The sequence below is a fragment of the Microcoleus sp. K1-B1 genome (genome assembly GCF_036704705.1).
Lineage (GTDB): Bacteria > Cyanobacteriota > Cyanobacteriia > Cyanobacteriales > Microcoleaceae > Microcoleus.
The window spans coordinates 1-22122 of the sequence record NZ_JAUBSH010000055.1 but is presented as its reverse complement, the minus strand read 5'-3'; the positions used below and the strand labels follow the sequence as shown (position 1 = coordinate 22122).

The 22122-nt window shown below is 44.2% G+C and carries 18 protein-coding genes; 14 read left to right on the top strand and 4 right to left on the bottom strand.

Going from position 1 to position 22122, the window contains the following annotated elements; translation table 11 throughout:
- Positions 1-188 precede the first annotated feature (188 nt).
- The gene (locus QUA83_RS19355) at positions 189-5642 is read left to right on the top strand and encodes an AAA family ATPase (RefSeq protein WP_333295185.1); all 5454 of its coding nucleotides are present in this window, start codon (positions 189-191) and stop codon (positions 5640-5642) included.
- A gap of 270 nt (positions 5643-5912) precedes the next feature.
- On the opposite strand, the gene QUA83_RS19350 is transcribed toward QUA83_RS19355, so the two are convergent.
- A complete protein-coding gene (locus tag QUA83_RS19350) occupies positions 5913-6137 on the bottom strand; it encodes a KTSC domain-containing protein (RefSeq protein WP_333295183.1) in 225 nt (74 codons plus the stop codon).
- A 159-nt stretch (positions 6138-6296) separates the two neighbouring features.
- Between QUA83_RS19350 and QUA83_RS19345 the strand changes: the two genes are divergently transcribed.
- The 9 genes from QUA83_RS19345 to QUA83_RS19305 all read left to right on the top strand — a co-directional run bounded on the left by QUA83_RS19345 (position 6297) and on the right by QUA83_RS19305 (position 17854).
- Positions 6297-6887 carry a chromophore lyase CpcT/CpeT gene (locus tag QUA83_RS19345; protein WP_333295181.1) on the top strand — a complete coding sequence of 197 codons (591 nt, stop codon included), beginning with the start codon at positions 6297-6299 and terminating at the stop codon, positions 6885-6887.
- Between the two features lie 110 nt (positions 6888-6997).
- Positions 6998-8146, top strand: a complete 1149-nt coding sequence (locus tag QUA83_RS19340; RefSeq protein WP_015175194.1) for an NAD-dependent epimerase/dehydratase family protein — start codon at positions 6998-7000, stop codon at positions 8144-8146.
- Positions 8147-8526: 380 nt separating this feature from the next.
- A complete protein-coding gene (locus tag QUA83_RS19335; RefSeq protein WP_333295179.1) occupies positions 8527-9165 on the top strand; it encodes a DUF4291 domain-containing protein in 639 nt (212 codons plus the stop codon).
- 10 nt (positions 9166-9175) lie between these two features.
- A complete protein-coding gene (locus tag QUA83_RS19330) occupies positions 9176-10309 on the top strand; it encodes a glycosyltransferase family 1 protein (RefSeq protein WP_333048207.1) in 1134 nt (377 codons plus the stop codon).
- 582 nt (positions 10310-10891) lie between these two features.
- Positions 10892-13552 (top strand): GAF domain-containing protein, encoded by a 2661-nt coding sequence (locus tag QUA83_RS19325; RefSeq protein WP_333295178.1) that lies wholly within the window; start codon positions 10892-10894, stop codon positions 13550-13552.
- Between the two features lie 151 nt (positions 13553-13703).
- Entirely contained in the window at positions 13704-14846 is a 1143-nt protein-coding gene (locus QUA83_RS19320; RefSeq protein WP_333295176.1) for a hybrid sensor histidine kinase/response regulator, read from the top strand.
- Between the two features lie 149 nt (positions 14847-14995).
- The gene (locus tag QUA83_RS19315; protein ID WP_333295174.1) at positions 14996-15826 is read left to right on the top strand and encodes a GUN4 domain-containing protein; all 831 of its coding nucleotides are present in this window, start codon (positions 14996-14998) and stop codon (positions 15824-15826) included.
- A 726-nt stretch (positions 15827-16552) separates the two neighbouring features.
- A complete protein-coding gene (locus tag QUA83_RS19310; protein WP_333295172.1) occupies positions 16553-17143 on the top strand; it encodes a YdcF family protein in 591 nt (196 codons plus the stop codon).
- Positions 17144-17314: 171 nt separating this feature from the next.
- Positions 17315-17854, top strand: a complete 540-nt coding sequence (locus tag QUA83_RS19305; RefSeq protein ID WP_333295171.1) for a GAF domain-containing protein — start codon at positions 17315-17317, stop codon at positions 17852-17854.
- Between the two features lie 113 nt (positions 17855-17967).
- Here the strand turns inward: QUA83_RS19305 and QUA83_RS19300 are convergent, their stop codons facing one another.
- Positions 17968-18606 (bottom strand): lysophospholipid acyltransferase family protein, encoded by a 639-nt coding sequence (locus tag QUA83_RS19300; protein WP_333295170.1) that lies wholly within the window; start codon positions 18604-18606, stop codon positions 17968-17970.
- 454 nt (positions 18607-19060) lie between these two features.
- On the bottom strand, positions 19061-19255 hold the full coding sequence (locus tag QUA83_RS19295; protein WP_333295202.1) for a hypothetical protein: 195 nt from the start codon (positions 19253-19255) through the stop codon (positions 19061-19063).
- 198 nt (positions 19256-19453) lie between these two features.
- Here QUA83_RS19295 and QUA83_RS19290 point away from each other — a divergent pair, with 198 nt between their 5' ends.
- The 3 genes from QUA83_RS19290 to QUA83_RS19280 all read left to right on the top strand — a co-directional run bounded on the left by QUA83_RS19290 (position 19454) and on the right by QUA83_RS19280 (position 20947).
- The gene (locus tag QUA83_RS19290) at positions 19454-19627 is read left to right on the top strand and encodes a hypothetical protein (RefSeq protein ID WP_333295168.1); all 174 of its coding nucleotides are present in this window, start codon (positions 19454-19456) and stop codon (positions 19625-19627) included.
- 113 nt (positions 19628-19740) lie between these two features.
- The gene (locus tag QUA83_RS19285) at positions 19741-19938 is read left to right on the top strand and encodes a DUF433 domain-containing protein (protein ID WP_333295167.1); all 198 of its coding nucleotides are present in this window, start codon (positions 19741-19743) and stop codon (positions 19936-19938) included.
- Positions 19939-19963: 25 nt separating this feature from the next.
- Positions 19964-20947 carry a hypothetical protein gene (locus QUA83_RS19280; protein ID WP_333295166.1) on the top strand — a complete coding sequence of 328 codons (984 nt, stop codon included), beginning with the start codon at positions 19964-19966 and terminating at the stop codon, positions 20945-20947.
- 116 nt (positions 20948-21063) lie between these two features.
- Here the strand turns inward: QUA83_RS19280 and QUA83_RS19275 are convergent, their stop codons facing one another.
- Complete coding sequence (locus tag QUA83_RS19275) at positions 21064-21582, bottom strand: hypothetical protein (RefSeq protein WP_333295164.1); 519 nt, start codon at positions 21580-21582, stop codon at positions 21064-21066.
- A gap of 134 nt (positions 21583-21716) precedes the next feature.
- Here QUA83_RS19275 and QUA83_RS19270 point away from each other — a divergent pair, with 134 nt between their 5' ends.
- Positions 21717-22052: a helix-turn-helix domain-containing protein gene (locus QUA83_RS19270; protein ID WP_333295163.1), complete on the top strand. Its 336-nt coding sequence runs from the start codon at positions 21717-21719 to the stop codon at positions 22050-22052.
- Positions 22053-22122: the final 70 nt, after the last annotated feature.

Below are 22122 nucleotides of genomic sequence, written 5' to 3'. Positions count from 1 at the left end.
AAGTAATATTTGACAAGTAATATTTGACAAGTAATATTTGACAAGTAATATTTGACAAGTAATATTTGACAAGTAATATTTGACAAGTAATTAGCGACGATCGAGCTTCTTTAGAAAATTATCCCAAACAAGTAAATCCTGCTACTTGGACAGCTATACAAAATAACTTAAGATTAGCTTAACAAATTATGAATGAGATCGCCAACTTACCCGATTATCAAATCACAGAGCAATTATACACAGGTACGCGCACCCTTGTCTATCGAGGCATCCGTACCAGTGACCAACAACCCGTAGTCATCAAATTACTACGAAATGAATACCCTAACTTTAACGAACTCGTTCAATTCCGCAACCAATATACCATTGCAAAAAATCTCCACTTTCCTAGTATTGTCAAACCCTTAACCCTAGAATTATATGGCAATGGCTATGCCTTAGTCATGGAAGACTTTGGTGGAATTTCCCTATCTGACTATCTCCAAACAGCCACGGATGAAAATCCCCCATATCAATATTTACCTTTAGGTGAATTTCTCAGTATATCTATTCAAATAACAGATTTTCTGCATTATTTATACCAAAATCGAGTCATCCACAAAGACATAAAACCTGCTAATATTCTGATCGATACCGCAACAAAAAAAATCCAATTAATTGATTTTAGTATTGCTTCTCTCCTACCAAGAGAAACCCAAGAGATTCAGAATACTAATGATTTAGAAGGCACCTTAGCCTATCTTTCTCCTGAACAAACTGGTCGAATGAATCGAGGCATAGATTATCGTAGTGACTTTTATTCTCTGGGAATGACATTTTATAAGTTATTGACGGGAACATTACCATTTAGATCGGAAGATGCAATGGAATTGGTACATTGTCACCTCGCGAAACAGCCAATACCCATCCATCAAATTCATTCAGAAATTCCGCTAGTTTTGTCAGAAATTGTCAGTAAGCTGATCGCAAAAAATGCCGAAAATCGTTATCAGAGTGCCTTGGGAATTAAGCACGATTTAGAAATCTGTCTAGCTAAACTACAAACTACAGGCACAATAGAACCTTTTGAGATAGGAAAGCGAGATATTAGCGATCGCTTCCTAATTCCCGAAAAACTCTACGGAAGAGAAGCCGAAGTCAATCAACTATTAAATTCCTTCGATCGCGTCGCCAATGGCACAACAGAAATGATGCTAGTAGCGGGTTTTTCTGGCATTGGGAAAACCGCAGTGGTAAATGAAGTGCATAAACCCATTGTCCGGCAACGCGGCTATTTTATTAAAGGGAAATATGACCAATTTCAACGGAATATTCCCTTTTTAGCATTCGTACAAGCTTTTTGCGATTTAATAGGGCAACTATTATCAGAATCAGAAGAGCAATTGCAAACATGGAAAACCAATATTCTCGCAGCAGTGGGAGAAAACGGGCAAGTATTAATTGATGTAATTCCTGAGTTAGAAAACATCATCGGTAAACAGCCACCAGCCATAGAATTATCAGGAACAGCAGCCCAAAATCGCTTTAATTTATTATTTCAAAAATTTGTCAAAGTCTTTAGCAGTAAAGAACATCCCTTAGTGATCTTTTTAGATGACTGGCAATGGGCTGATTCTGCATCACTGAGTTTGCTCTCATTATTGAGGCAACAAGATACAGGATATCTATTGATATTAGGTGCTTATCGAGATAATGAAGTGTCACCAGTACATCCATTTATCTTAACCATAGATGAACTGCTCAAAACTGGGGCAACGGTAAATACAATTACATTACCACCGTTAAGAGAATCGGATATTAATCAATTGGTAGCAGATACGCTAAATTGCGAACTATCTCTTGCCCAGCCTTTGACAAAATTAGTCTATCAAAAAACCAAGGGAAATCCTTTCTTTGCAACTCAGTTCCTCAAAGCTTTACACGATGACAAGTTAATTACCTTTAATTGGGATATCCAGCATTGGCAGTGCGATATTTCCCAAATCAACGCCTTGGCAATTACTGATGATGTTGTTGAATTCATGGCGTGGCAATTGCAGAAATTACCAATTCCAACTCAGGATGTCTTAAAGTTGGCTGCTTGTATTGGAGCGCAGTTCGATTTGCATACTTTGGCAATAGTTTCAGAACTATCGGAAACAGAGACAGCCACTGTGTTATGGAGAGCATTGCAGGAGGGTTTGATTTTACCGATTAGTAATGTTTATAAGTTTTATCAGGTAGAAGGAAATAATAACTTCAGCCTAGAAAATAAAAATGCTAATAAACAAAATGCTAGATACAGATTTTTGCACGATCGGGTTCAACAAGCTGCCTATTCTCTGATTCCCTCAGACCAAAAACAGGCTACTCATCTCAAAATTGGTCAACTGCTCCAACAAAACTTATCAGAGATAGAAAAGGAAGAAAATCTATTTGAGATTGTCGGGCATTTAAATGTAGGAAGTGGGTTAATTACTCAACCTGAAGAACGAGAAGCTTTAGCCAGACTTAACTTAGCAGGCGGACAGAAAGCCAGAAATTCTACAGCCTATTCAGCCGCCAGAAGTTTTGTGCAAATAGGGATTGAATTGCTAACCCCAGACTGTTGGCAAACTCAGTATGAATTAACCCTCAATCTGTATGTAGCTGCGGCGGAAACTGCCTACTTAAATGCTGATTTTGATAATATGGAAAAAATGGTAGATATGGTTTTGCTATCGGCCAAAACAATACTAGATAAAGTCAAAATATTTGAGATTCAAATTAACGCACTGACAGCAAAGACTCAGATATTAGAAGCGATCACTGTAGGTAGAGTCGCTCTAGCACAATTGGGGATTGAACTGCCCTCTGAACCTGATGAAGCTTTTACTAACACCGCGCTACAAACCCTTACCAAGCAGCTCGAAGGCAAACAGATGGAGGAACTGATTCACCTGCCTATAATGAGCGAGCCTCGGACAATTGCATCAATTCAACTATTAACAATGTTGTTTGCGCCCATTCTGCAAGCAAGTCCGGCCTTGCTGCCTGTGCTTGGCTGCACAATGGTGAGCCTATCACTTCAATTTGGAAATGCGCCCGCATCAACCATGGGATATGTAACTTATGGTATGGTACTGTCTACTTTTTTGGGAGAGGTAGAAAGGGGGTATAGTTTTGGGCGAGTAGCTCTGAGCTTACTCGATCGGTTTAATGTACGTGAGTTTAAGTGTGTAACCTTAGCGTGGTTTGTTGCTTTTATTCAGCATCGTCGAGAAGCAATAAGGGCTACAATTCCAATGGCCAAAGAGGCTTTTATAGCTGGCATGGAAATCGGTGATTTCCTCTATGCTGGCTACAGCATATTAAATTATTTTTATGCTCAGTTATTCGCTGGATTAGAGCTGGATGATTGGGAACCAGAAAGCGAAAATTACTGTCTTGTCTTAGCGAGTCTGAAGCAATATTCTGCTCTGGCTTATCTAAAGATGCAACAACAAACTGTGCAGAACTTGAGGTCAATTATTAATCAACCGGATTTATTAAACGGCACTGCATACGATGAAGGTTTGATGATTACTAAGTACCATCAGGATAATGATGTTAATGCGCTAGGTTTTGTTTATGCCTACAAATTAATGCTGGCCTATCTTTTTGGTAACTTCACTAACGCCCTAGATTACATTGTCCAAGCTAACCGCTCTTCGATCGCCACAGGAGGACAAGTTCATACTCCTGTTTTCCATTTCTATGCCGGCTTAACCTACTTGACATTTTACTCTACCCAGTCAGAGATTGAGCAAGCTAACACTCTTGAGGAGGTAGAAACCCATCAAATTACACTGGCGGAATGGGCGCACCATGCACCGATGAATCACCAACATAAAGTTAACTTAGTAGAAGCAGAAAAATGCCGAGTTTTAGGCAAGAATTATGAAGCAGGAGATTTGTACGATCGCGCAATTGCCGGAGCAAAAGAAAACCAATATATCCAAGAAGAAGCGTTAGCTAATGAGCTAGCAGGTAAATTTTATCTGAATTGGGGGAAAGAAAAAGTTGCTGCTGGGTATATGCAGGAAGCATACTACTGTTACACTCGATGGGGCGCGAAGGCGAAAGTTGCTTATTTAGAAAAACACTATCCCCAACTGCTAGGAGCTATTCTCCAACCAACTAAACGAGCTATCATATCTGAGGGAACAATCTCTCCAACGCTAATGAGAAGCTTGACTAGCACCAGTAACAGCACCAGCCAGAATTTATGGTTGGATTTTCCGGCGGTGATGAAAGCAGCACAAGCTATTTCACAGGAAATTGAATTAGAGAAACTATTAGCGACTTTGATGCAAATTGCGATCGCCCATGCCGGAGCGCAAACCGGAATTTTAGTGCTCGATCAAGAGGGAAAATGGTTAGTAGTGGCGAAAGCGGATCACAACCATACAGAAAAGAGGCATATTCCTTTAGCTGAATGTCAAGAATTACCCCAAAAGTTTATTTATTCTGTAGCCAGAAGTCAAACAACGGCGGTTTTTGATAACTTGAGTGCTTCCACTCAATTTGCAGGCGATCGCTACATCATCACCCAGCAGCCTAAATCAGCTTTATGTATTCCGATTAGCAAGCAGGGAAAATTAATCGCGATTTTGTATTTAGAAAATAATCTTACAATGGGAGCGTTTACAAGCGATCGCATTGAAACCCTTCAAATTCTTAGTGCTCAAGCCGCTATATCCATTGAAAACGCCCGTTTGTATCAACAAGTAGAGAACTACTCTCAAACTTTGGAAGCGGAAGTAGAGCGAAAAACAGAAGAGTTAAGCCAAAAAGCTTTTGATTTAGAGCAAACATTGAAAAATTTACAACAAACCCAAGCACAACTAATTCAGAGCGAAAAAATGTCAGCCGTCGGTCAACTCGTAGCGGGGATAGCACACGAAATTAACAATCCAATTACTTTTATTCATAGTAATCTTCAGCCTACAGAAAATTATGTTAAAGATTTGCTGATGTTGCTGGAGCTTTATCACCAAGAATATCCTGAAAAAAATTCAGTAATTCAAGCAAAAGTTGAGGAAATTGAGCTTGAATTCATCGGAGAAGATTTATGTAAAATTCTGCAATCAATGAAAGCAGGTAGCGAACGGATAAAGCAAATTGTCCTGAGTTTACGTAATTTTTCGCGCTTAGATGAATCCGACATGAAAGCGGTAGATTTACACACCGGAATTGAAAGCACTTTACTAATTTTACAAAACCGCTTCCAAGAAAGTTATAATCAATCCAAGGTACAAGTGATTAAAAAGTATGGCAACCTCCCTCATGTCACCTGTTATGCGAGTGAGATGAATCAGGTATTTATCAGTATTATTAGTAATGCTTTGGATGCTCTCAAACAAGTTAGTAAAACCAATAAAAATCCTTGGATTAAGATTCAGACTGAAGTCATAGAAAAAGAGTGGGTAAGAGTTGCGATAGCTGATAATGGTAGTGGGATTCCTACCCATATTCAAAAACGCATATTCGAGCCATTTTTTACAACTAAACCTGTGGGTAGCGGTACAGGTTTGGGTTTATCTGTAAGCTATGCTATTATCAAAAAACATGGGGGTAAATTAACCTGTGATTCGACAGTCAACCGCGGGACAATTTTTGTAATAGAGATTCCTGTCAAGTAATTGGTATAAATTGAGCCAGAGATAGACTAAAATATTGATGACAATATGAAACTAGAATTGGATTAAAAATGGACGGGGGGATTTTGGTAATTGGGAATTGGTAATTGGGAAACGGACGATCGCATTGGGGACACCGAGTGGTAAACAAAGGGTGAGTATTCAGCAATTCCAATTGTTCCTCTCACCTCCACAATCAAAAAATTTGGGTGAGAGTTCGTCGATCGCAAAAATCACGATTAGATATTCAAAACGCCTAGATTAATACCGTACTTACCGCCGCCGTTTCTTCACCTGTTGGTACGGATAGCAGTCAATAACACAATCTCTCATATAACTCCCTTTGGAATCAGAGTCCATCAGTTCTAAATAGACATTATTCGGCACTTCAAAATATAGATAAGTTTTGCCACTATTGAACACAACCTCCAGAGTAGAAGTTGTTTCATCATAACCCACAGCTTTTATCATGCTGGATTCGACTGGTTGTAGTTTCATGATTTCCCGATAAGTAAGGCTACCTGAAAAAAACAGGATACCCAAATCCCGGACTTTTTAAAGAAGTCAGGACTCTAAAGCCCGATCGCACCTGAATTTCCCCTAAAATAATTTCTACTCCCTCAATCTAAAATCTAAAATCCCAAATCTAAAATCGAAATGACTCATTCCACCGATATCGTCACCCTCGGCCGCTGGATGGCCGCCGACTTCAGCAACCAAGCCCAAGCGTTTGAAAACCCGCCCTTCTTCGCCCACATCCGCGTCTGCATGAGACCTTTGCCCGTCGAAGTTCTGGATGGACTCAGCTTGTACCTAGAACAAGCCTACGATATTGAACTGAATGTACCGTACCGAGTCCGAGTTTTGAAATTAGTCGCGGTGGGCGATCGAATTGACATCGAAAATTATGCCATAGAAAACGAAGAACAATTCTACGGCGCTTCCCGCGACCCGCAACGGCTGCAAGAAATCAAAACAGCACAACTGACACTGCTTCCTGGCTGCACCTTTATTACGCAGTGGACGGGCAACAGCTTCAAAGGGTTTGTTGAACCAGGAAAAGGCTGCATGGTGGTCAGAAAGGGCAAAAAAACCTATCTAGACAGCGAATTCGAGATTGACCAAGACAAATTTATTAGCCACGATCGCGGACGTGACCCCGAAACCGACGCCCACGTCTGGGGAGCCCAGGCCGGCCCCTTTGAATTCACCCGCCGGGCCAGTTTCGCCGACGAAATTCCGGTTTAATCCAAAAAAACAGAGTCCTTCCTGGGCGAACACGCTTGATTAAAGGTTCAGAATGCACCAATACCTGGTACATTAACCCAGTATTGGCAAGCAAGATTCACCGTTGATTTATGAAAGTCCTGGTTATTGGTGGCGATGGCTATTGCGGTTGGGCAACCGCACTCTACCTTTCTAACAAAGGTTACGAAGTTGGCATCCTCGACAGCTTCGTGAGGCGGCACTGGGATCTGGAACTGTGCAGCGACACCCTCACTCCCATCGCACCGATTCAGCAACGACTCCAGCGATGGCAAGATTTAACGGGCAAGTCGATCGACTTGTTCGTCGGTGACATCACCAACTACGATTTTCTCAGCAAAAGCATGAGAAAATTTGCACCAGAGGCGATCGTCCATTTCGGCGAACAGCGTTCGGCACCTTTCTCAATGATCGATCGCGAACACGCAGTCCTCACCCAAGTCAATAACGTCGTCGGGACACTCAACCTGCTGTACGCCATCCGCGAAGACTTCCCCGATTGTCACCTAGTGAAATTGGGGACAATGGGCGAATACGGCACGCCGAATATTGACATTGAAGAAGGCTACATTACGATCGAACACAACGGCCGCAAGGATACACTACCCTATCCCAAACAACCAGGCAGTTTCTACCACCTGTCAAAAGTCCACGACTCCCACAACATCCATTTTGCTTGCAAAATCTGGGGTTTAAGAGCCACCGACTTAAATCAGGGCGTAGTCTACGGCGTCCTCACAGATGAAACCGGCATGGATGAACTGTTGATCAACCGTTTGGACTACGACGGAGTATTCGGTACAGCTTTGAACAGATTTTGCATCCAAGCTGCGATCGGTCATCCTTTGACGGTTTACGGCACTGGCGGACAAACCCGCAGCTTCTTAGACATTCGGGATACCGTGCGGTGCGTGGAATTGGCGATCGCCAACCCCGCCGAAGCCGGACAATTCCGCGTCTTCAACCAATTCACCGAACAATTCAGCGTCGGCGATTTAGCCTCCTTGGTGCAAAAAGCAGGCATGGCAATGGGATTAAAAGTAGAAATCAACAACATCGAAAATCCCAGAGTCGAGAAAGAAGAACATTATTTCAATGCCAAAAACACCAATTTGCTAGACCTCGGTTTGCAACCGCACTATCTCTCAGATTCCCTGCTCGATTCTCTGCTGAATTTTGCTACAAAATATCAGCACCGTGTCGATAAAAACCAGATTTTGCCGAAGGTTTCTTGGAAGTAAGTTCTGGCCTCTACCTGGGGGGAAAGAGCTGTTTAACGAACCGCGAAGGCGCGAAGGGCGCGAAGTAAGAGAAAATAAGGGAAGAGAGCAGAAGGGTTCGCAAGTTCTGAATGGAGTTTGCTGTATATTAAGATGATCTCTCTTTTTTCTCTTTTGCTCTGTGTCCTCTGTGTCCTCTGCGGTTAATTAAAAAATTCCACAGCGAAGCCCCATCTGCCTCTGGAACAGAAATATTAATTGCCAGAACAGCACAGGAAATTCACAGAATTAATTGCTTTGCCGAAGGTGTGGGATTGCTTTTAGGCGGGATAATTGTAGGGATAGGAATTCACGGAGTTTGTATGTTGCCCCCAGAAACATCACGAGAGTAATTAGTTGTGGTGAAGCTACTAACAGAACCCTACTTAAACCAGGCAAGTAAATGGCCGAAAAGCGGTCGTCACATTCTGGCACAATTTGATGAAAATACGGTGGTAGTGTACCAAGCCTACCGTCCGGCGATCGGTCATTTTGCAGCGAAAAATGGTTATTTCGGTGGGGAATTCAGGCTGAATCGTATGAGTTGGATTAAGCCCAATTTTCTATGGATGATGTATCGATCGGAATGGGGAACAAAACCCGGACAAGAAGTAATTCTTGCTATTTGGCTAAAGCGCTCGGCGTGGGACGAAATTTTAGCATCGGCTGTCCATTCTAATTTCGTTGCAGCAGTATATGGAAGCGAACAAGAATGGCAACAAGCTGTTAAAAATTCGGCGGTACGGCTGCAATGGGACCCGGATCATCACCCAAATGGATCGAAAATGGATCGGCGGGCAATTCAACTCGGTTTGCGCGGCAATGTTTTAGCTAGTTACGCGCGAGAATGGATTGTTAAAATTGAGGATATTTCCCAATTCGTGCAGCAACAGCGTCAATATAACGGAGGCGATAGCACGCAATTACTGACTCCTTGTGAGACAGTGTATCCTGTCATCGACCCCGACATCTTCCAGAGGCTAGGATTATCGGCTCCCTAAGTAACTTACTATGAAAATTGCTCTTTTCACTGAAACATTTTTGCCGAAAATAGACGGCATTGTGACGCGCCTGATTCACACTGTAGATCACTTGCAGCGATCGGGCGAACAAGTTCTGATATTTTCTCCAGATTACGGGATTAAAGAATACAAAGGCGCCCGAGTTTACGGTGTGGAGGGCTTGCCTTTGCCGATGTACCCGGAATTGAAAATGGCACTTCCTTCTCCCGCTGTCGGTCGCCAATTAGAGCAGTTTAAACCGGATATTATTCATGTTGTCAATCCCGCTATTTTGGGATTGGGCGGTATATATTACGGGAAAAAGTTCAACATTCCGATTTTGGCTTCTTACCACACGCATTTGCCGAAATATTTGCACCATTACGGTTTTGGAGTCCTCGAACCTTTATTGTGGGAATTGCTCAAAGGTGCTCACAACCAAGCAGAATTGAATCTGTGTACTTCTACAGCAATGGTGGAAGAACTCAGAAACCACGGGATCGATCGGGTAGATTTATGGCAGCGGGGCGTAGATACTGAAATGTTTGTCCCGGAATTGGCAAGTCGAGAAATGCGATCGCGCCTTTCTGAAAATAACCCAGACAGTCCCCTGCTGCTGTACGTCGGCCGCCTCGGTGCAGAAAAAGAAATCGAACGCATCAAACCAGTCCTCGCAGCAATTCCCGATGCCCGCCTCGCCTTAGTGGGAGACGGCCCGCATCGGCAAACCCTTGAACAATATTTTGCCGGCACACCCACCAATTTTGTCGGCTACCTCAAGGGGCAAGAACTCGCAAGAGCTTACGCATCTGCCGACGCCTTCATTTTTCCCTCCCGCACCGAAACCCTGGGCTTAGTGCTCCTAGAAGCAATGGCTGCAGGGACGCCCGTAGTGGCGGCGCGCAGTGGCGGAATTCCCGATATCGTCACCGACGGTGTTAACGGATATTTATTTGACCCAGCCGACGAAGAAGGAGCACTCGCAGCCACTAAGCGTCTGTTTGCGAATCCCGAAGAACGGGAAACCCTGCGCCATAACGCTCGCCGAGAAGCCGAACGCTGGGGTTGGGCAGCCGCCGCCGCACAACTGCAGCGCTACTATCAATCAGTGGTGTTTGCCCAGTCTGTGCCCAGAGCGGCCTAAATGTCAGGATCGGTAGCACCTTTAAACATCACCGCCAGCTTAGCTTCGCTGTTCGATCGTCAGTTGGTATTGAAGAGGGATGTTTTCAAAGACCGATCGAACTTTTTTGCTGCATAAATTACCGTCCCTATCCTGCTGTTGCGTTTACCATTAAACTATGAGTAAGCTCTGTAGGAATGCCTTGCGCGCTGCTTTCATAGCGCCCTTTACCTGACCGGATACAGTCGCCGAGTGCGCTAAAACAGTCACACCGCGCGCTGGGGCCGAGCACAGAGCGTCAAATCCACATTGCACTCTCGATCAAACTAAAGCCTGTCACCTAATTTTCAGGCTAGCAGTTTTGCGAACTCAAGTTCAGCTTGAAGTGACGAACCCTCATCAGTATCGAGGTTGTAAAAAAGATCGATCAAACATACATAACAAGCAAACTGAAGTTGCGTACGCCACTTTTGAACTCACGATTCATCAAAGCGACAAGCGAGTGCCGATGCGCTGGCAAACAAATTCAAGAGTTTGCACCGCCGCCGAATCTCGCGCAGATCGACCTGCGGTCAGTCTACCCCTCTGAGCAAGCAGTTAATCATGACCTTCTCCAATACTGGTAGCGTTCTGGCTACACTGACTCAAGTCAATTTTATGGGGGCATTGACCTCCCGTGTTAAGAGCCTGCCAGTTCCTGAATTAGTGTGCCTGCTGGACTTTATCACGGCTGAATTTCAGCAATTTATCCGGGCGATGGACCTGATTAACAATGAAGCACTCGAAAGTCTCTTAGAACAACTTTTAGATGCCTTCACTGTCAAAATTGGTCAAATTTTGCAAGCAGACCGGACAACAATTTTTTTGGTTGACTCCAACAAAAATCAACTGTGGCACAAAACACTCGATCCACTTACGGGCGAGGATGTAGAAGTGCGCTTGCCTATGGATGCAGGCATTTTAGGCTACGTAGCAACAACCGGAAAATCGATCAATGTCGCCGAAGCTCGATCGCACGAGTATTTTAATACCGAAGTAGACGAACCACCGGGCTACCAGATCGAGACCATGCTCTGTATGCCAATTTTTAGCAGCAAGAGCCAAGAGGAACCCGTAGCGGTGGTCAGACTGTTAAATAAAGCTGGCAAAGTCTCCTTTAGCGAGGAAGACGAACAACAGTTCCAGGCTTTTGCAGATTCGATCGGGATTATTCTCGAAAGCTGTCAGTCTTTCTACGTTGTCGCCCGCAACCAGCGAGGGGTTGCCGCACTGTTGAGAGCCACCACGACTTTGGGTCAAAGTCTTGACTTGGAAACAACTTTGCGCTCTGTGATGGATCAAGCTCGCGACTTGATGCAAGCCGATCGCAGCACGCTATTTTTGTTAAATCGGGAAACCAACGAACTTTGGACAAAATTAGCTAAGGCTGACGGCACAACGATGATGGAAGTCCGCCTTCCGGCGAATAGGGGAATTGCTGGCTACGTGGCTTCGACTGGTCAACCTCTAAATATTACAGATGCTTACGACGATCCCCGCTTTGACCCCTCTACAGACCAGCAAACGGGATACCGCACTCGGACTGTCTTGTGTATGCCGGTGCATAACGCTAAAGGTGAGCTGATCGGGGTAACTCAGCTAATTAATAAAAACCAAGGTACTTTCACCCCTTCCGACGAAGAGTTTTTGCGAGCGTTTAATTCCCAAGCGGGAATGGCGTTGCAAAATTCTCAACTGTTTCAGAACGTGATGGTGGAAAAGCAGTATCAAAAAGATATGCTGCAAAGTCTTTCTGATGCAGTGATTTCCACGGATTTGAAGGGGCGAGTTGTGACTATCAATGAAGCAGCCCTAGAATTGTTGGGCTGTCCGGTAAATCAAGCTAAAAGCAAACACAATCCCCAGATTTGGGAAGATAAACTGGTGAATCGCTATGTTTGGGAAGTTGTGCCGATCGACAATTTGCAATTTCGACTAGAAGACAGTCTCAAAAATGCTGCCCGACATTACGTTCCAGAACAAAGTTTAACTGTGGGACTGTTGGTAGAAAAAACGCTAAATTCCCAACAAAAAGAAGAACAACCAGAAGAAGAAAGTTATATTTTGGCCGTGCCCGATCGAACTGACCCTAATTTATATTACGCTTGGGGCGAAAACCGCGCGTGGACTGAGGAAGTAGCGCTGGCAGAATTAGCTAATGCCCAATCTCTATTTGCGCTGCGAAATTCTGCCCTGTATCACCCTTATTGTCCGCTGCCCATCCCCGCCTCTCGAATTAAAGTAATTGAACGTAGTTTAAATTTGACTGTCAACCCGCTGATCAATCCAGAGGGCGGCGTGCGCGGCGGTTTAGTGGTACTCGAAGATATCAGCCGCGAAAAGCGGATGAAAAATACGATGTACCGCTACCTGACTCCTGGAGTCGTAGATAAAGTGATGGCCTTGGGTGAAGGCGCCCTGATGGTGGGCGAACGCAAAGAAGTGACTATTTTATTTTCCGACATTCGCGGCTACACCACGCTGACCGAAAATCTGGGAGCGTCCCAGGTGGTATCCCTGCTGAACGAATATTTTGAGACGATGGTGGAGGCCGTTTTCCACTACGAAGGCACTTTAGACAAGTTTATCGGCGATGCTTTAATGGCGGTTTTCGGCGCGCCGCTGCCGCTGAATCCCCCGGAAAGTCACGGTTGGATGGCGGTTCAGTCGGCTTTAGATATGCGCCGGCGCTTGAAAGAGTTTAATGATTCTCGGCCCGGTGCAGATCCGTTTCGCTTCGGAATTGGGATTAGTTCCGGAGAGGTGGTTTCGGGAAATATTGGTTCTCAAAAGCGAATGGATTACACGGTAATCGGCGATGCGGTGAATTTGAGTGCGCGATTGGAACAGCTTACGAAGGAGTACGGTTGCGATATAATTTTGAGCGAATTTACATACAGTTTGTGCCGCGAAGGGATTTGGGTGCGAGAGTTAGACAAGGTGCGGGTTAAGGGCCAAAATCAGCCAGTGGGTATTTACGAGTTGCTGCAAAATAGTTCTGAACCCATTGATGGGGAAACCCTTCGGTTTTTGGAACTTTACAGTAACGGTAGGGATGCTTATATTGCTAGAAATTTTCAGAAAGCTATTAGTTATTTTGAAGCAGCTTTAGCAATGCGACCCAGCGATCGACCTGTGGAAGTTCACCTCGACCGATCCCTGAGCTATTTGGAAGTATCCCCGCCGGACGATTGGGACGGTGTGCATACGATGACAACCAAGTAGTAGATTATATTACATCCGAGTGCTCAAAAGTAAAAAGATTTGATAAAGTTGTGAGATATTCCTTATGACAGAGTTAACAAGTGTAAAAATGTGAAATCATAAATCGGATGCCATATTAAAGTTTAGAATTTATTTCCAGGCTAACAATTAAATGAGTTATTTATCTGTTCCGAATGCCACAAAAGCTGATCGCATTCTGGTGGTAGACGACGCACCAGATAATGTTTTGTTGGTTCAAACAATCCTCGAAGAAGAAGGTTACGAAATTAGCACGGCCGAAAACGGCTTTTCTGCCTTGAGTCAAATTGACAAGTCAGCCCCGGATTTGGTACTGCTAGACGTGATGATGCCGGGAATGGATGGTTACGAAGTCACTAAACGCATCCGAGAAAATAAGGAATTGCCCTTTATGCCTATTTTGCTGATCACTGCTCACGACAGTGCGAGCGTAGTGCAGGGATTGGACATGGGAGCAGACGATTTCATCCGCAAACCAGTCGAAATGGATGAACTGCTGGCGAGGGTACGATCGCTCCTGCGGCTTAAACACAGCGTAGATGAGCGCAATTCGATCGCCCTCCAGCGCGAAGATTTTGTCTCCCGACTCGCTCACGACTTGCGGACGCCCCTCGTAGCAGCCGATCGAATGCTAACTTTAATGCAGCAGGGAGCTTTGGGAGAAATTTCCCTTCCCATGCGCGACGCTTTCGGGACGATGGTTCGCAGCAACAAAAACCTGATCGCGATGGTAAATATGCTGCTGGAAGTATACCGCTACGAAGCAGGCCGCAAATCCCTAAGTTTCGCTGCCGTGGACTTGCGCCAGCTTATTACTGAGGTAGCTGAAGAACTAGCTCCCCTAGCGGATGCTAAAGGTTTGTCGGTAAATTTAGACTTGACAGAAAGTGCAGAAAGTGCACCGATTGCAAAGTATCCGGGCGATCGTCTGGAACTGCACCGCTTGATGACAAATTTAATCGGAAATGCAATTAAATTCACCGACAACGGCTCAATAGAGGTCAGCTTAAAAGCTGCTAATTCCCCTGCTTATACTAGCTTCAAAAACCAACCGCTGGCATGGGTAATCATAGACATCAAAGACACCGGTGCCGGCATTTCTCCCACCGAACAAGCAAAGTTATTTGAAAGGTTTAGCTCGGGAACTCATAAGAAGTCCAGTACAGGTTTGGGACTACACCTCTGTAGGCAAATTGTCGAAGCTCACCGAGGCACGATCGAGGTAAAATCAGAGTTGGGCAAAGGCAGTTTGTTTACTATTCGCTTGCCTTGTTAGAGCGGTTAATTAACTCTAACTTTGGGGTGCGAAAAGCGAACATTAGTACAGATAAACTGTAATTGTAGGTTGCAAAGTGTGTACCTAATCGAATTATGGTTAATTTACCCTATGTCAGATAATTACTTGGCAACCGAATTTATGGCAATATGTCTAACTGTCCAGTGTGCGGCGCTGAATACATAGAAGAAAAAGCAGAGTTTTGCTCGATTTGCGGCTGGGATTTGAGTCCCTACCCGCAACGTGCTAAGCCTTCCAAAACTTATTTAAAAAAAGAACAAGTTAGATTGCAGTGGGCAAAACAAATGTGGGAATTGGCCCGCACTCAACAAAATTGGTCAGCTAAATTTGATGAGTTGCATGGGGAATTGCAGCAAGGTGCGATCGCCCGCACATACCTTCAATCTCAGTTAGAATGGGTTCTGTACCGCCTCGAACAACTAAATCCCGAATTGATTGTCAGCACTCTACTGCGACTAGAAGACAAAATCGGCGCCATAACTGAGTCAACTCCGGCTATCTCGGAAGTGGGGATGGACTATCGACAACTGACAAAGCTATTAGAAACTGGAAAATGGCGCAAAGCTGATGAACACACTTGGGAAATCTTGCTGCAAATCGCTGTCAGGGAAGACGAAGGCTGGCTGAGTGCAGCCGATATTGACAGTTTTCCTCCTACAGACCTTCGCACGATCGACCAACTTTGGCAACAATACAGCAGCGGGCGGTTCGGGTTGAGCGTGCAGCAGCAGATTTGGGAAAGTACCGAGGCAAATTATACTGAATTTTGCGATCGAGTCGGCTGGCGAGTCAAGGAAAATTGGAAATATTACAGCGAGCTCTCCTTCAACGAAGATGCTCCCCCCGGACATCTCCCCGTTACCGCATGGAGACAGCGCGCCTGTTACGGTGCTGGTAAACTCACCGCAGCAGAAAACTTGGCCCGCATCGCTGCGAAACTGGCAACTGGCGATCGCTAATCATCCAAAATAAAAAATTCAAAATCGACATTAACTGCTATAATCAAAACGGTTTAGCAACTGGGGCTGTGGCTCAGATGGATAGAGCAAGCGCCTCCTGAAGAATCGGGCACCCTGCGAGGAAACTCTAGGAGTGAATGTGGTCAAATTTGGTGAAACCTAAAGAGTTCGTGGGTTCCTATGACTCTAAGGCAATACCAAGCCAAGCCTGAGTTCAAGGCGATTAAACAATCGCCTATATTGAAATCAGGAAGGTTTAGAGACTAGACGGTCACCACCTAAAAGCTGCAAGCATATGGTGAAGGTATAGTCCAGAGAGTGGGGAAACTCACACAAATCTGAAGCGCTAGGTCGCCGGTTCGAACCCGGCCAGTCCCGTTAAAAATCAAGAAAAATTAAAATCAGGAGGGGAAAGCTTAAGTTTGGCCCCTCTTTTTTGCATATCCGCTAACGAATTCGCCCACAGACGAATACTTGCTGGAAGACGAGGACTTACGCAGAACCTCTCTCTCTAGAGTGCATCTGAAATCTAAAATCTAAAATCCCCCGTTTAAGCCCCCAACATAAGCGTAGAGTCAATCTAAAATCTAAAATCTAAAATCTAAAATCCTATGATCCCCCGACCCTTTTTTAATTTTTAATTTTTAATTCCTGTTAGTGGGCTATACGTGCGGTATTTTTTGTTATGGTTCCTTTGTGAGTTACATAAAATTTTTATAGGTTTAGATGTGGTTAAAAATCAATTCAAACACGCAGCGTTACAAGCCTTTGAAGACTTCACGCAGTTTTTGGTTCCTAGTAGGGCTTTTGATGGCCTGTTGGTTGGGCTATCAGCAGGTTAAGAGCGAATTTCAGAGACCCCAAGCTTTGTTAGTTCTAGGTGGAGCTACGGAGCGAGAGGTGTTTGCCGCCAACTTTGCTCGGGATCATCCTGAATTGCCGATTTGGGTGTCGTCTGGCAGCAATCCTGAGTTCGCGGAATGGGTCTTTTCAGAAGCGGGAATTGAGTCCGATCGCCTGCACTTAGACTACAGAGCGGTGGATACGGTAACAAATTTTACCACCCTGGTAGATGAATTGAAAGCTAGAGGGATTGAGAGCGTGTATCTGATCACTTCTGACGATCATATGCGGCGAGCTCAGATTATCGGCGAAATCGTACTCGGCAGTCGAGGCATTAGCTTTAAGCCTGTGGCAGTTCCGTCTGGGCGAACCCCCGAACCGGTGCAAAAAGCTGTTCGTGACGGCGCTAGGGCTATTCTTTGGCTGACAACCGGTTATACGGGTGCTAACTTCAGCCAAGCCAGAATTGAATAAACAAAGGAAAGCATTGAGCAAGTTTTAAATTTTTTCCCATTCCCTCTGGTTTTAAAACTTGTCTTCTATAGCGATTTAAGACACCGGGAAGACGCTGATGACCAATGCCTAACAGAAGAGAATAGAACGAGTAGTTTAAAATCAGTAGATGAACTTCAATAGCTAAAGTTAATGAGCGACCAAATTCTGCCACAAGTTCTAGAGCAAATTTTGAGTGAGAGCAAAACGCCGGATGCTGTTTTTTCGGCTTTGGTGCCGGCTTTAGGCGAGGTGTTAAATTGCGATCGGGTCTTTCTCTACCTCCGCAATCCTGAAACGCAAACGGGCAGAGTACCTTACTGCTGGCGTCACAACTCGAACATTCCAGAGGTTTGGGACGCAGAATGGAAAAAAGAACCAGAATCTTTAGGGGAAGAAGACCCTTTGTTTGCAGCAGCTTTGCGAACTCAACCGTCTATTTTTGTTGAGGATGTTGAAACAGCGAATCCTGAAGTTGTCAACAAAAATTTTGAGGCAAAAGAGTTCGGGCATCGAGCTTTGATTCACGCTCACCTTTGTGCTGACGGCTTATTGTGGGGGGTTTTGCAGCCTTGTATGTTCGATCGCCCCAGAGTTTGGACTGACTTTGAGCGCCAAGTTATCGCAGCAGTTACAGAAAAAATTTCCCCTTTAGCTGTCGCTTATGTCAGAGGCATCGTACAACCGCAATAAAATAGGTTTGTAACGAGGAGTCTGTCTGCGTTCTCACTACAAACCTGTAACGATGTTTTTTATCTATCAAACCAGGTTTCTTCGTAAGTTATACAAAACATCCTCCAAGCAAATCAGCGACCCAAATCGTGCATGGCATTAATCTCGATTGCACATCTTTGAGTCAACGCTTGCAACTCCTCGCGATCCGAGGAACCGGGCGCTTCAATTAGCTTGCCAATTCGCACCGTCAGCGGCACCGGACGCGGCATTCCCGAACCTTTCGACGAAATCGCGTGAGTTCCCCACAAACTAACAGGTAACAGCGGCGCTTTTGCCTTAGCAGCTATCAGCGCTGCCCCTAATTTCGGTTCAGTAATTCTGCCGTCTGGGGTGCGAGTTCCCTGCAAAAATACACCCGTCGCCCATCCATTTTCCAAAGAGTTGATACCCGATCGAATTGCACTGCGATCGGCACTTTCTCGCTTGACTGGATAAGCGCCATAAAGCGTAATTGCCTGCTTCAAAATAGGAACTTTAAATAACTCTTCCTTTGCCATAAATGCGACTGGCCGCCTCATGCAATTTGACAAAATCGGCGGGTCAAAATCGCTGGCGTGATTGCTGACTACTACCACCGGCCCTTCTGTCGGAACATTTTCTGCACCATAGATACGGCCCCGAAAGTACAGGTGCAGCATCGGGCTGACAATTGACCATTTGAATAAATAGTAGAGAAGTAAACTTTCGACGGGTTCGCGACTTTTGCTCACAGAAAAACCTTAAATTTTAAATTACATCGAATATTAGCCTATCAGTTCAGCAATGACAAATGAATAGTATTTTGAGGTTTGTAGGGTTGGCTGCGGCTGGAAACCGCGCCTACACACACAAAACCCACCTACGTGGGTTAAAGAAGAAGTCTGCCTGCGCGGGGGCAAGCTTGTGTAGCGCCAGACTGAAGTCTGGCGGACTATTTCACTCAATGTCGGACTTTTGTGTGCAAAGGCTCAATTTCCTGCCAGCATGGCTTTGTGTCCTTCCGAAGAAGTGGCGTAGCCCAAGAAATCCTTAACTGCTTGGCTAGGAGGATTTTTGTAGGCGTGTACAACTGCCGCTTGTAAGGATAGTTACCCGCATCCGTCGTCGCACCGTTGACGGGAACAACGCGCACCGTTCTCTGATTGACTACTTGAGCGAAAGTCGCATAGCCAATGCCGTTGTTGCCTAAAGCTTGCAGCAGGGGAGTTGTTGCATCTCGTCGATCTTAGTGATATTCGGCCCCGTGCCAAAATTAGCGCCAGAGAGCACTTGTTCTTTAAACGTTGGGTGAGTGCCGCTAAATTCCGGTCGATTTATCACTTTAATCGGGCCCGCCGGGCCGCCGACTTTCGACCAGTCTTGAGTATTTCCCTTGAAGATATCTTGAACTTGAGCGGAGGAACTTATACCCTTACGGTGTCAGAAACCAATACCACAAAATCTGCTTATGGGGGTCAATTGTGGCTCTATGACCTGCATATTGCCCAGATGTTTGAGGTGACATATTCAGACTATCAATAGATACCCAACGCTGGCGGTAGAAATTGGTATTACCGCGCCGGAAAGGGTAAAATTGATATGGGGCAATTCAGAATAAACTGTCAGTTGGCTAGCGATATTGCTAATACTTATGGTTTAGGCAAACCAGAGCGTAGTGCGATCGAATATTCTGAGGGGGAGGCTGGGCGGTCAATATCCAGGACTCGTTCTCTTCCAATTTTAGATATTACTGGTAATAAAATTCAGCGGTAGACGAATTTTGTGCAAGGGTTTCGCCCTCTGTCTGCTAATAGTTAGTATATCATAAAATCCACTTTCGAGGAATCAGCTAGTAATATAAAGATAACTTCTAGGAGGCTATCAAGATGACAACTATATCCAACGAACAAACAGCTATCATCCGTACAGAAAGAGGACTGACGATCGCAGGTACGCGCATCACTATCTACGACATCATGGACTATGTGACGGCTCAATATCGGCCTAAGTTTATCCGAGGATTGTTTGAGCTTACAGAGGAACAAATTAACGTGGCTTTAAATTATATTGAAGATAGGCTGTAAATATCCTCTACCTTTTAAGGGACAAATGAAAGTTACAAAACAATTATTACTAACAAGTTTGGGGTTTGTTACTTTGAGTTGGGGAGCAGTAACCCAAATTCAGGGTATACCAGGGGCGATCGCTCAAACACAAGTTCCCATGAGATTGCAACACGCGGAAGGAACTTATACCCTTACGGTGTCAGAAACCAATACCACAAAATCTGCTTATGGGGGTCAATTGCGCCTCTATGACGTACATATTGCTAAGATGTTTGAGGTGACATATTTGGACTGTCAGGAGATACCCAACGCTGGCGGTAGAACTTGGTATTACCGCGCCGGAAATGGTAAAATTGATATGGGGCAATTCAGAATCAACTGTCAGTTAGCTAGCGATATTGCTAATACTTATGGTTTAGGGAAACCAGAGCGTACTGCGATCGAATATTCTCAGGGGGAGGCTGGGCGGCCAATATCGAGGACTCGTTCTATTCCTATTTTAGATATTACTGGTAATAAAATTCAGCGCTGGACGAATTTTGTGCAAGGGTTTCGCCCTCAGTCTGCTAATTCTGAAAATGGTAATTCGCGATCGAGTATTTCTTTTCCAGTTCGTGAAATTGTATCGCAGATTGAAGGTAAGACGAGAGTACCAATTTTTCTCCCAAGTCAGCTTCCATTCTCACAAAAAATTTACTTGAAAAACCGAGTAGAAACAAATGGCTATAGTGTTGAAATGGGCCACATACCTAATTGCAACAGTACGGCTTGCTATATCGGGAGTATCTCAGCAGAAAGAGGTGGAGAACCAGCCCAAGCACCGCCTAGAGGATTTAGGAGTGAATTCAAAACTATTCAATTAGCTGGCAGAACACAAGGAGTTTTTTACAATGGCTGCGGTGCTTACTGCACGGCCTTAGTTGAATGGCAGTATCAAGGCGTTTTGTACCGAGTAACCATGAAGAATGGGCGAGAGGAAACGCTTGTTCAAATAGCTAATTCTGCTATTGAAGCTGGGCCTCGCTAGTTAAATGTGGAGATAACAGTGCGTCATGGCAAGTCCTCTTCTCCAATTGGAGATTTATTTTGCCTGACGCAGCGTAAAACTGCTATCTAGATAGAAAGCATATCACTTCTAAACTTTTAAGCCGGAAATTTCGCCTGCAAAACATTGTTTTTAATTTTTTCCTCTAATTCAGTTACAACCCACATTACACTATGTTCTGGCTCGCTCAAAATAGATTTTTTAATGTCATGTAAAGAGTTGACTAAATCTTCACGCAAACGGGGCTTGTCTTCTTTAACTCCTTGAGTATAATCCCAATAATCCCAAGCGATTAAACCTATGGCAAGGGTAGGCTCAATCATACTTCCTAGTTTGGCAGAAAGAGCAGCTACAGCTTTACTACCTGCTTTAGCAGCAATTGTAGCCGTAATTTTAGCAGTTCCAGCAGCACCTACAAATCTTACTAAAGATACTTCATCTCCTCGTTCATTTTGTAGCCTAAAATTGATACCTTCTAAATATTTAGCCCAGTCGGCTTGGGGAATTGTATACATTTTTGGTACATCATCAAACTCCTTAGATAATTGTTCAATATAAAAATTAGCTGTATCAATGACTATTGTATGAAATTTCATCTCTGCTGAATTTGCTTGCAATACTCTCCTAGAAAATTCTCTTTGAATATTGTCATTTATGCTTTTGGCAATCTTTTCATTGACTATAGCAATCCTAAATCATTATCAAGACTATGATACAATTATATGCAATACTTGATTGTGACCATAAAAAAATGAATAACTTACAACTGCAAGAAAAAGATATCGAAAAAGAAATAGCCCAATTAGAAGATTTCATTAAAAGCGATATCGATGCAAGAGAACTAAAACGAGCAATAGCTGTAAGGATGGCGCTTTCAGGTAATATCTACCATGAAATCAGCAAAATATTAGGTGTAAGTAAATTTTTTATTGGTTATTGGAAAAAACAATTTAAAACCAAAGGCATCGCCGGAATCAAACTAGGACATAAAGGGTCAAAAGGGTATTTAACAGCTCGACAAAATACTGAAGTAATCGAGTGGTTAAAGAATAAAAAATATTGGAATTTAGATGAGTTGGTTACTTAAGTAACCACACAAAATTAATTACATAAAGACTCCTTGCTAGGCAAGGGTTTCAGTAGAAATATTGTGTAAT